Raw genomic sequence first — 10,628 nt, forward strand, 5'->3', positions numbered from 1 at the left:
GGAAGAGTATGATGAAATTATCAGCAAATTTGGATTCCAAAAAATAACTTAGATTTTTTGGCTAAAGCCTTTCTGCTACGACTATATAACCTCCAGATAAATCTGGAGGCAATTCAAAAGATATAACTATATTTTACTATACAAAGATGTAACTTCAGGATTAATCTGGATACAATTCAATAAACATATCTATATTTTTTAATACATTTTCCTATCCAAATTTTGAACAGATCAGATTTAAACAAAAGCATGATTTAAAAAAATATAAATATTAAAAAATTGAATTGCCAACATCTTTAGATGTTGGTAAAAAGAATACTCACCCCAATAGGCTTTAGCCAAATAAAACACAATGATTAAATGAAAAAAGAACTACATATTTTCTTCACTGCCTTAATGTTTTATACCCGGATTCCATGTCCTGAAAACATTACACATGATCCTGACTATTTAAACAAAGCCACTCGCTATTTCCCTTTAATTGGCTGGATTGTGGGGAGTATTTCTTTTTTGGCTTTTTACCTTTTTTCATTTTTTCTTTCCGTAGAAATCGCAGTCATTTTAGCAATAATCACTTCCATTCTTACCACAGGAGCTTTTCATGAAGATGGCTTTGCAGATGTTTGCGATGGTTTTGGCGGAGGCTGGACCAAAGAAAAAATCCTGATGATCATGAAAGACAGTGCCATTGGTGCTTACGGGGCTATTGGTTTGGTTTTACTTTTTTTATTAAAATTCAAATTGCTTTCTGAAGCCGTTTTACTGTATCAGGCAAATCCTGTTTCTTCCGTTTTTCAGGTATTTTTAGTTTTTGTTTCTGCTCATGCCTTGAGTCGTATGGCTGCAATCAGTATTATTTTTACGCATGAATATTCCCGTGATGATGCTACAAGCAAAAGCAAACCCATAGCCAAAAAAAATACCTGGAAAGAAATTGTGGGTGCTTTCTTTTTCGGGTTAATTCCGTTACTGGTCCTCTCCTGTTTTAAATATCAGATTCTTTTGGTTTTAATTCCTGTTTTCCTGACACGGTATTTTTTAGCCCGGTATTTTCAAAAATGGATTGATGGTTATACGGGTGACTGCCTTGGTGCAACACAGCAGGTTTGTGAAATAGTTTATTACCTAAGTCTACTTTTTGTATGGAAATTTATTTAGTACGCCATACCGAAACAATTTGCGAAAAAGGAATTTGCTACGGACAAACTGATGTGGCGTTAGCAGAACCTTTTGATCTTGTTTTTGAAAATATCATTTCTCAGTTACCGAATGAAGCTGTTATTTTTACGAGTCCCCTGCAGCGCTGTGTTATTTTAGCGAAACACATTCAAAGCAAAATAAAAACTATTTCTTATCACGAAGATTCCCGGTTAATGGAAATGAATTTTGGCGATTGGGAAATGAAGAACTGGAATGCTATTCCGCCCGTTGAACTTAATCCGTGGATGGAAGATTTTGTGAATATTCGTGTTCCAAAAGGAGAATCTTTTACAGAACTCCATGAAAGAACCAATTCTTTTTTATCAGAGCAGCTTTCAAAAAAAACAGAGCAGCCCATTATCATTGTTGCCCATGCGGGAATTCTGAGAAGTTTTCTCTGCCATCAGTCTTCATTGCCGTTAAAAGATGCTTTTCAAAATAAAATCGACTTTGGACAGGTAATTAAAATCTTACTTTAAGAGTCATTTTGTTTAGAATTTCACATAAAAAGCAAAACAAATTTGAAAATTCAGCATTTTAAATTCTATCTTTGCAAAAAATTTAAGGTTGTGTTATGTTTATTATAACACATTAAAAGGGAATCAAGTAAAATCTTGAGCTGTACCCGCAACTGTAAGCTTAGTTCTAAAAAGAATGCTTGTTGTTAACTACAAACCACTGCTCGCCGCCGGCGGGTGGGAAGGTAAACAACAAGACGCAAGCCAGGAGACCTGCCTTTGTAACAAATATCGAACTCTCGGGAAAAAGAGTGAAGAAATTATGACTTTAAAAAAACGTTTTACTTTTTGTTTACTATTGTTGTGTCAAATCATTTTGGCGCAGAATGATTCTATTACAAAACTTAAAGAAGTTGTTGTTTCTGACAGCAATCTTAAAAAATATTCCAATACTCAGTCGGTTCAGATATTGAATGACTCCATTCTTGATAGAAATCAGCCTTCTTTAACTTCTCTTCTGAATTTCAACACGGTTATTTATTTTAAGGAAAACGGGCTTGGAATGACTTCTGCACCTTCTTTTAGAGGAACAACAGGAGCACAGACTGCAGTAATCTGGAATGGGATAAATATAAATTCCCAGTTTTTGGGTCAGGCCGATTTCAATACTATCGGGACAAGAGACTTTAATTCCATAACAGTAAAAGCAGGTGGAGGAAGTGTTTTGTACGGGAGCAGTGCGATTGGAGGAAGTATTCACCTAAACAATGACTTAAGTTTTAAAAAAGAATTTTCAAACCACGTATTTTTTAATTTAGGAAGTTATAATACGCTGAGTACAAATTACCGTGCTATTGTTTCGTCTGATAAATACAGCCTTCAGGTCAGTATTTCAAGAAACAGTTCTGACAATGATTTTAAATATCCCGGAAATTCAGACCAAAGAAATATAAACGGGGAGTATTATAACACTAGTATGAATACTACTTTTGGGTACAAACTGGACTCAAAAAACACCTTAAAATTATACAGTCAGTTTTATGATGCTGAACGTCATTTTTCTTTGACTTCTCCTTTTGCAACCAAGACAAAATATAACGACTTTAATACCCGAAATTTATTAGAATGGGAAAGTGTCTGGAATCGTTTTACTTCTAAATTAAGAGCAGCCCATATTGGAGAATCATATAAATATTTCCCTAACATTGATTCGGAATTATTTACTTATGGAAAAGTGGAAACTTCTCTAATAAAATACGACTTAGCTTTTGATGTAAATGATAAAATTAAACTAAACGCGATTGTTGATTATACCCGTAACAAGGGATACGGATCAAGCATTGATAATGTAAAAAGAGAAATTGGTTCAGCTAGTCTATTGTTAAGCCATGTATTAACTGACAAATGGGACTACAACGCAAGTATTCGTCAGGAAGTAACCGATCATTATGGCAATCCCTTTCTTTTTTCTTTTGGAACTCGTTATCAGTTTACCGATTATTATCGTGTAAAACTAAATGCTTCAAAAAATTTCCGAATGCCTACTTACAATGATTTGTTTTGGGAAGGAAGCGGAAATCCAGATCTAAAACCGGAGACTTCTTATCAGGCTGAAATTGGCAATGAATTTTTTACCAAAAACTTTTCATTATCGGTAACGACATATTACAATTCCATCAAAGATTTATTGCGTTGGGTACCAACCGATGGCGGAGGAGATGTATGGAAACCTGAAAACACTGATAAGGTAAGGGCTTATGGTGCCGAAGTACTTTTGGAATGGAAAAAAAGAACAGGAAACCACAATTTTACCATTAACGGAACTTATGCCTATACTATTTCAGAAGGCAAACAAGTAATAAAAAAGGAATCTGTCTACAAGCAATTAATCTATGTTCCTTATCATAAAGCAACAGGTTCGGTTTCTTACAGCTGGAAAAAAATATCATCTTATTTTCAATATTTATATACCGGAGAGGTTTATACAACCCCTTTTAACAATCCTGCATTAAAAGTAAAAGATTACAATGTGGGCAATGTTGGGGCCGATTATGATTTTGGAAAGAAGAACAGTTACAAAATTGGAGTTCAGATACTAAATGTCTGGAATGAAAATTACCAGCCGGTAATTAGCCGGCAAATGCCCGGAAGAAATTATTCAATATACATAAACCTTAATTTTTAAATATCATGAAAAGATTTAATAAACTATTTTTAGCGGTCATTGTATCCTCGACATTTTTTGTGTCATGTAGCAGTGATGACGATAATACTCAGACTGAGGAACCTCGCGGAGATTATGAAGGAGGATTATTTATCGTTAACGAAGGAGGATTTGAAAAAGAAAACGGAACCATTTCATATTTATCTGCTGATTTGCAAATAGAAAACAATGTTTTTGCCTTGGTAAATCCTGGAAAAACAACTAACGATGTTATACAATGTATTGGTTTCAATGGTGATTTTGCTTATCTGGTAGTAAATGTTTCCAATAAAATTGAAGTGGTTAACCGATATACATTTAAAAGTGTTGCTACAATTACAGGAAGCCTTAAAAATCCGCGATATATTGCTTTTGCAAACGGAAAAGGATATGTAACGAACTGGGGTGACGGTGTCAGCGCAACAGATGATTATGTTGGGGTACTTGACCTTACTTCAAACACGATTACTTCAAAAATTACTGTTGCTGAAGGTCCTGAAAAAATAATTGAGAACGACGGAAAACTTTACGTAGCCCACAAAGGGGGATGGAACCAGGGGAATTCTCTAACAGTAATCAATGCTGCAAACAATACTGTTGTAACAAATTTTGTGGTAGGAGATGTTCCTGGTGCATTGGTAAAAGATAACGGAACACTATATGTTTTATGTGAAGGAAGACCATCTTATGCAGAAGAAACAGCCGGTAAATTAGTTAAAGTAAGCCTAAGCAGCAATACAGTTACTTCTACTATTAATTTTGATGGCCTGACGCATCCGGGATTTTTAGATATTGAAAACAGTAAATTATATTATACTATTGACACCAATATTTATTCTGCTGCTACAAGCACTACAACATTACCGGCCACTCCAATATTCGAAGCAGAAGATGTTACTTCTCTTTATGGTTTTGCAGTAAAAAACAATAAGATTTACGTAGCTGATAAAGTAAACAATCAGGATAATGGAGATATTTATATCTATTCATTAACAGGAACACGTGAAAAGGATTTTAACGTAGGGATTTTTCCAAACGGATTCTACTTTAATTAAAAAGAAATCTCCTAAATAATTCTGGAATTATTTTAGGAGATTAATAAGTTTACACTTTATTTTTTTATTTTTTTTTGGAAAAAAAAGGCTTTCAGAGATGAAAGCCTTTTTAATTTTATTGCTTATTTAATGTTTTCAAAAGTCCCTCGGGTGCTTGCTCAACATACATTTGGTTTCGTATACCGTTTATGGACTTTGCATCTATAAACGTTTTTAATGTCTTTCCTCTGTCCTGTTGTACTTTTTTAGCTGCGGCACCTGTAATCTTTGAAATAGCCGTATTAAGCAATGGCTCTGAGGCATCTCCTAAAACTCCCAAATTGGGTACATACTCCAATTGCTCATATGTTGGCTTAAGACCATCTGTATATTCGCCAAAACCGGCAGAATTTACAATCTTAAGCACCAAAGGCTGCATTGCATATTTATGGTTTGGATTGACTTTGATTTTTGTAAAGGTTTCAGAATCATATAAAGTTACCGAACCTACATTTTTACCCACCGTATAATCACCAATTTGAACCACTGTAATATAAGGCGCCAGTCCGTTAATAATCAATTCACTTGCAGACGCAGTACCATCAGAAGTGAGGATGTAGACTTTACTAAGATTCAGGCTGTTTAGTTTTGTTCCGTTAATATTATCTACAAATCTGTTGTTTAAAGATTCCGGATCTTCCGTTTCATAAGCAGCATTAACTTTTGCATTCCATTTTTCTTTGGCAAAAATCTGATCTTTAAATTGTCCTGTAATCATACTTGCCAAACGTGTGGCTGTCTTTACAGATCCACCACCGTTATATCTTAAATCCAAAACAAAATCCGTAATTCCCTGCGCTGCCAGTTGTCCAAAAGCTTCATTTAATTGTGTATCATAATTGGCATAAAAACCATTATACATCATGTATCCAATTTTGTGACTTCCGGAAACTATCACTTTGTTTATCAAAATCGGATTTTCATCTAAAGTTGTTTTTACCAGTGAAAGAGATTTACCATTAGGTTCTACTGTAGCCCCGTTAAATTGTGCCATGTTTAAAGTATAACCTTCAGATTCTAAAAGCAATTGCCTGTAGTTTGAAATGGTCAATGGAGTTCCGTTAACACCTGTAAAAAGATCTCCGCGTTTTATATCTTTTTTAGAAGCATCAGAATTCGGGATAATGTATCGAACATAACCTACCAGATCTGTTGTACTTCCGGGTTTATAACTTAGACGGAAATCAACTCCGTCATTTTTAGAAGTTCCCTGAAGTTCTTGTTCCAAAACGGTATAATCCTTAACAATCCAGCTAAAGCGATCAATTGCTTCTCCTTTCGGAAATTTACTAATTGGTTTATTTAACAGATTTTCAAATAAATTTTCAGGTTCAGAATAGCCGCTTAAAAAAGAATTTAAGGCATCCTGATTATTAAATCGGTCGTCTGCTAAATTAGGAACATCCTCCTGCCATAAATAATACTGATTCAGCCCTTTCCAGATAAAATCATTTACCTGTAAATTAGCCGGAGAATCAACATCATCCTGATCTTCACAAGACTGCAAAGAAAAAGCAAGAAGAAATAATAATAGTAAACTTCTTAATATTGTTTTCATAAAATAGATATTATAAAAGTATTAACGTAAAAATACTACCTTTAGTTTTAACAATTATAACTTTATTACAATTATTTCAAATAAATTTTACTACTTGTCTGTAACAAAAATAATTGTGCCTCGTCTTGCTTATATAAACGATATCTAATGTTTGATTTTACTTAGCAAAGTTTCTTCATAAATGCATTATCATTCGTTTATAAACCAAACCAAAAACCAAAAAAACCACACATGAATCAGATTGTGTTTATAGAATTAATTAATCCTTTTAAAGACAAAGTTTTTCGTCTGGCAAAAAGATTGCTCACCAGTACTGAAGAAGCCGAAGACGCAACTCAGGAAGTGATGGTTAAATTATGGAATAAAAAAGAAAATTTAGAATCCTATACCAGCGTTGAAGCCCTGGCCATGACAATGACCAAAAATTATTGCCTGGATCAGTTAAAATCTAAAAGGGCAGGAAATCTGCAAATTGTGCATAACAATTTTACAGACCGCCAGCCTCAGTTAGACAAACAGCTGGAAGATTCGGACAGTCTGCAATGGGTAGAAAAAATAATAGGCGAATTGCCCGAACAATTACAAATATTAATTCAGTTACGCGATGTTGAACAATATGAATTTGATGAAATTGCGAAAATTGTCAACATGAATGAAACCGCTATCCGGGTAGCGCTTTCGAGAGCGAGAAAGAAAATTAGAGAATCAATGCTTAATACACACCGTTATGGAATTAAATAGAATAGAAAATATATTAGAAAAATACTTTCAGGGAGAAACTACTATTGCCGAAGAAAAAGAATTAAAAGACTATTTTTCTTCACCAGATGTTGCGCAGCATTTGGAGCAATACCAGCCAATGTTTGGCTATTTCTCTCAGGTAAAAGAACAAAAGTCGACGCAGGAAATACCACTAATCACAAAGTCTCGTGATAAGAAACGAAATATGGCGTGGTTATCAATTGCAGCTTCTGTTGTTGTTTTACTCGGAATTGGGACCTTTATGTATGTGAGCGAAAAAAATACAGCCCCGGTTGTAGCGCAATCAGAATTAGGAACCTATGACAACCCAGAAGAAGCTCTCGCAGCAACGCAAAAAGCTTTGGCTATGTTGTCAAACAATGTGAACGTAGGTATAGAAAGTGTACAATACATTCAGGAATACGAACAATCAAAAAACAAAATCTTCAAACAATAATTAAAATTTAAATAAAATGAAAAATTTCATCATAACAATAGTTTTCGCATTTGTAAGTACTGCTTTTTACGCACAGGGTGCCTTTGACAAATATGACGGTCAGGACGATGTGACTTCTGTAATTGTAAACAAAAAAATGTTCGATTTAATGAGCAAGGTAAAAGTTGATGCTTCTGACAAAGAAATGCAGCAATACATTAACCTGATCAAAAAATTAGATTACCTAAAAGTGTTTACGACAAAAAACCCAAAGATTGAAGCAGACATGAAAGCATCAGCTGACAAATATGTCAAATCTTCAGGATTAGAAGAACTAATGCGCGTAAATGACAGCGGCAGAAACGTAAGAATCTCTGTAAAATCAGGAGCGACAGATTCTCAGGTAAAAGAATTGCTAATGTTTATTGACGGTGCCAAAAACAACGAAACTGTTTTACTGTCGTTAACAGGTAATTTTGATATCAACGAAATCTCTGTATTAACAGACAAGATGCAGCTTCCTGGTGGTTCTGACTTAAAAAAAGCCTCTAAAGGCAAAAGATAAGATGAAAATCAGCGTCTTTACCTCAGCCCTATTAGCTTTACTGACTTTGATAAGCTGTGAATCTAAACCTTCTTTGCAAAAATATTTTGTAGAGAATACAGAGAATAAAAACTTTATTGCCCTTGATGTTTCGCCTTCTATCTTAAACTTAGACAAAGCAAAGTTATCTTCAGAGCAAACAAAAGCGATTAACTCTTTTGACAAAATGAACATCCTTGCATTTAAAGCTAATGCAACAAACGAAAAGGAGTTTGAAGCCGAAAGAGCAAAAGTTAAAGCCATTCTGAAAGATCCGAAATATCAGGAATTAATGAAATTTGGTTCAGGAAAAGAAGGCGCCTCTATAAGTTATGTTGGCACGGACGAAAACATAGAAGAATTTGTGGTTTTTGCCAACAAAAAAGAAAATGGTTTTGCTGTGGTGCGTGTTTTAGGAAAAGACATGAATCCGAATAACATTATGACTCTCATGAGTGTTCTGAAAGATTCTAAAATCGACATGGAACAATTGAAACCTTTACAACAGCTGATTCAGAAATAATCTTACTTTCAAAACAAAAAAGCCTCAATTATGAGGCTTTTTTTATTTATTGATTATATTTAAATCGAAATTACAACAGTAAGTAAAAAGGAAATCGCTTAGAAGAAAAGAATTCAAAACACCTAATTATGTTATAATTAAAGTTTTAAAAACTGAATATAAAAATAAGTTTATTCTTACTTATTTTTGATTTTGATGTTAACTGAATTTAATTACTTTTACATCGTTCATTTATTGAATACCAAAAACCTAAATAATAAAATATGATACAAAAAACATCGAATGCCTTTGTAGCGGCATCATGGGTAGCTCTTGGAGCCGGAACAATCGGATTTATCGTTGGACTTGCGAGAGCCGAAATGCTGTTAAACGAAAAAGGATATTATTTTACCGTTTTAATGTTCGGCCTTTTTGCTGTGGTTTCATTGCAAAAAAGCGTCAGAGACAGAATTGAAAAACTTCCGGTAACAGATATCTACTACGGAATCTGCTGGTTCGGAACACTTTTATCAATTGTTCTTTTAGTGGTAGGATTATGGAATGCAACTATTTTACCAAGCGAAAAAGGTTTCTATGCGTTTGCCTTTCTGTTAGCCTTATTTGGTGCTATTTCAGTACAAAAAAATACCAGGGATAATATGTCATTTGGTCAAAACGAATAATTTATAATTATCCGAAAAACTAAAAAGCTCCAATCACTTGGAGCTTTTTTTATTCTAAAACCCTAAAAACAGAATTTCATATATTTGATTTGTACTAAAACAAAAAAAATGAATTTAGAAACGGCTTTACAAATTGTAGACGAAAGATTATTGGGCGAAAATTCAATACCGGTAAAAATAAGAAGCAAAGAAAAACTCTCTGAAAATGAGTATCCTGAATTAATAACCGCTATTCATTTTTTAATTGATTATTATAAGAATACTGAAAATATCCCAAAGAAACTGGCACTGGCTTTTGTAGATATCAGCAATTACTTTTTTATCTCAAACCATAATTATTCTGAAAAAGAAATCGAACTTTTTGAAGATTACGGAATAGAACTATCCCGATTGGCAGAAGAATTATTTTCAAATGAATAACATTAAAAACTTTTCAAAAACTACAGAAAATTCAGCAATGTTTTTTTTAGTTTATTATAAATAATTCTATTTTCATTTATCTTAAACCTACTTTTATTTATTTACATTTGGCGCTTAATTAAAAATCCAAATAATGAAAACACCAAAAATCTTATTCCTTTTTTTACTTTTGGCTTTGAACAGCTGTTCAAGCGACAATGATTCTCCAAATGAGGATTCTGAAACACCTGCAACAAAATTTGCAATGACTGCTAAAGTTGACGGAAAGTTATGGGAAATGCAAAATCCGTTTGGTTCAGATTATGCTTCAAAACCAATATTTACTTATTATCCTGAAGAAGAATATATCCAGTTGCAGGGGAGAATTAATTTCTTTGATGAAATTAGACTTCACATTAAAAGAAGTGATCTGAAAATCGGAACTTATCCTATTACAAAAGTAACCTTTGATGCATCTAAAACACAAATTGAAATGTCATACAACAGTAAGACTAATATTCAATATCCGGTTGAAGGAACATTATCAGTTACAGCAATTGACTTAAATGCTAAAAAAGTAACCGGAACATTTTCATTTAATTGCGTAGAAGATGATTCTAAACCAATTAGCGATACTAATCCTGTTACAACAAAAGTAACAGAAGGTACTTTTAGCTACAGATATGATGTAGAGAAATAATCCTGATAGATTTCCATATAAAAAAAGCTCCAATTTTCATTGGAGCTTTTCTTTTTATATCAGGATCTGAG

Annotated in this window: 12 protein-coding genes and 1 riboswitch; of the genes, 11 read left to right on the forward strand and 1 reads right to left on the reverse strand. The window is 33.5% G+C overall.

The features are described 5' to 3' along the window. The first annotated feature begins 360 nt into the window (after positions 1-360). From DCO46_RS21015 to DCO46_RS21030, 4 genes are all read left to right on the forward strand, one after another. Complete coding sequence (locus DCO46_RS21015; protein WP_116754439.1) at positions 361-1,158, forward strand: adenosylcobinamide-GDP ribazoletransferase; 798 nt, start codon at positions 361-363, stop codon at positions 1,156-1,158. Beyond that, positions 1,143-1,679, forward strand: a complete 537-nt coding sequence (cobC, locus tag DCO46_RS21020) for an alpha-ribazole phosphatase (RefSeq protein WP_116754440.1) — start codon at positions 1,143-1,145, stop codon at positions 1,677-1,679. Before DCO46_RS21015 ends, cobC begins: the two co-directional genes overlap by 16 nt. Before the next feature lie 68 nt (positions 1,680-1,747). Further along, a riboswitch (cobalamin riboswitch) is annotated at positions 1,748-1,954 on the forward strand. 26 nt (positions 1,955-1,980) lie between these two features. Then, complete coding sequence (locus tag DCO46_RS21025; RefSeq protein WP_165829043.1) at positions 1,981-3,843, forward strand: TonB-dependent receptor plug domain-containing protein; 1,863 nt, start codon at positions 1,981-1,983, stop codon at positions 3,841-3,843. Positions 3,844-3,848: 5 nt separating this feature from the next. Then, a complete protein-coding gene (locus DCO46_RS21030; RefSeq protein WP_116754441.1) occupies positions 3,849-4,916 on the forward strand; it encodes a YncE family protein in 1,068 nt (355 codons plus the stop codon). 115 nt (positions 4,917-5,031) lie between these two features. On the opposite strand, the gene DCO46_RS21035 is transcribed toward DCO46_RS21030, so the two are convergent. Beyond that, entirely contained in the window at positions 5,032-6,513 is a 1,482-nt protein-coding gene (locus tag DCO46_RS21035) for a S41 family peptidase (protein WP_116754442.1), read from the reverse strand. 231 nt (positions 6,514-6,744) lie between these two features. Between DCO46_RS21035 and DCO46_RS21040 the strand changes: the two genes are divergently transcribed. From DCO46_RS21040 to DCO46_RS21070, 7 genes are all read left to right on the forward strand, one after another. After that, positions 6,745-7,254, forward strand: coding sequence for an RNA polymerase sigma factor (locus DCO46_RS21040; RefSeq protein WP_116754443.1), 510 nt, complete (start codon positions 6,745-6,747; stop codon positions 7,252-7,254). After that, entirely contained in the window at positions 7,241-7,711 is a 471-nt protein-coding gene (locus DCO46_RS21045; protein WP_116754444.1) for a hypothetical protein, read from the forward strand. The genes DCO46_RS21040 and DCO46_RS21045 overlap by 14 nt, the downstream gene beginning before the upstream one ends. 16 nt (positions 7,712-7,727) lie before the next feature. Next, positions 7,728-8,255 carry a DUF4252 domain-containing protein gene (locus DCO46_RS21050; protein WP_116754445.1) on the forward strand — a complete coding sequence of 176 codons (528 nt, stop codon included), beginning with the start codon at positions 7,728-7,730 and terminating at the stop codon, positions 8,253-8,255. 1 nt (position 8,256) lies between these two features. Then, positions 8,257-8,796, forward strand: a complete 540-nt coding sequence (locus tag DCO46_RS21055; protein WP_116754446.1) for a DUF4252 domain-containing protein — start codon at positions 8,257-8,259, stop codon at positions 8,794-8,796. 263 nt (positions 8,797-9,059) lie between these two features. Further along, the gene (yiaA, locus tag DCO46_RS21060; RefSeq protein ID WP_116754447.1) at positions 9,060-9,458 is read left to right on the forward strand and encodes an inner membrane protein YiaA; all 399 of its coding nucleotides are present in this window, start codon (positions 9,060-9,062) and stop codon (positions 9,456-9,458) included. A gap of 108 nt (positions 9,459-9,566) precedes the next feature. Next, complete coding sequence (locus DCO46_RS21065) at positions 9,567-9,878, forward strand: hypothetical protein (protein WP_116754448.1); 312 nt, start codon at positions 9,567-9,569, stop codon at positions 9,876-9,878. 133 nt (positions 9,879-10,011) lie between these two features. Continuing rightward, positions 10,012-10,557 (forward strand): DUF6252 family protein, encoded by a 546-nt coding sequence (locus DCO46_RS21070; RefSeq protein ID WP_116754449.1) that lies wholly within the window; start codon positions 10,012-10,014, stop codon positions 10,555-10,557. The last annotated feature ends 71 nt before the right edge of the window (positions 10,558-10,628 follow it).

Origin of the sequence: Flavobacterium sp. HTF (assembly GCF_003105115.1) — a bacterium.
Taxonomy (GTDB): domain Bacteria; phylum Bacteroidota; class Bacteroidia; order Flavobacteriales; family Flavobacteriaceae; genus Flavobacterium.

Bases quoted from the DNA above. Each gene is read 5' to 3' on its own strand.
- DCO46_RS21015 (WP_116754439.1), top strand. From the start codon at position 361: ATGAAAAAAGAACTACATATTTTCTTCACTGCCTTAATGTTTTATACC.
- cobC (WP_116754440.1), top strand. From the start codon at position 1,143: ATGGAAATTTATTTAGTACGCCATACCGAAACAATTTGCGAAAAAGGA.
- DCO46_RS21025 (WP_165829043.1), top strand. From the start codon at position 1,981: ATGACTTTAAAAAAACGTTTTACTTTTTGTTTACTATTGTTGTGTCAA.
- DCO46_RS21030 (WP_116754441.1), top strand. From the start codon at position 3,849: ATGAAAAGATTTAATAAACTATTTTTAGCGGTCATTGTATCCTCGACA.
- DCO46_RS21035 (WP_116754442.1), bottom strand. From the start codon at position 6,513: ATGAAAACAATATTAAGAAGTTTACTATTATTATTTCTTCTTGCTTTT.
- DCO46_RS21040 (WP_116754443.1), top strand. From the start codon at position 6,745: ATGAATCAGATTGTGTTTATAGAATTAATTAATCCTTTTAAAGACAAA.
- DCO46_RS21045 (WP_116754444.1), top strand. From the start codon at position 7,241: ATGGAATTAAATAGAATAGAAAATATATTAGAAAAATACTTTCAGGGA.
- DCO46_RS21050 (WP_116754445.1), top strand. From the start codon at position 7,728: ATGAAAAATTTCATCATAACAATAGTTTTCGCATTTGTAAGTACTGCT.
- DCO46_RS21055 (WP_116754446.1), top strand. From the start codon at position 8,257: ATGAAAATCAGCGTCTTTACCTCAGCCCTATTAGCTTTACTGACTTTG.
- yiaA (WP_116754447.1), top strand. From the start codon at position 9,060: ATGATACAAAAAACATCGAATGCCTTTGTAGCGGCATCATGGGTAGCT.
- DCO46_RS21065 (WP_116754448.1), top strand. From the start codon at position 9,567: ATGAATTTAGAAACGGCTTTACAAATTGTAGACGAAAGATTATTGGGC.
- DCO46_RS21070 (WP_116754449.1), top strand. From the start codon at position 10,012: ATGAAAACACCAAAAATCTTATTCCTTTTTTTACTTTTGGCTTTGAAC.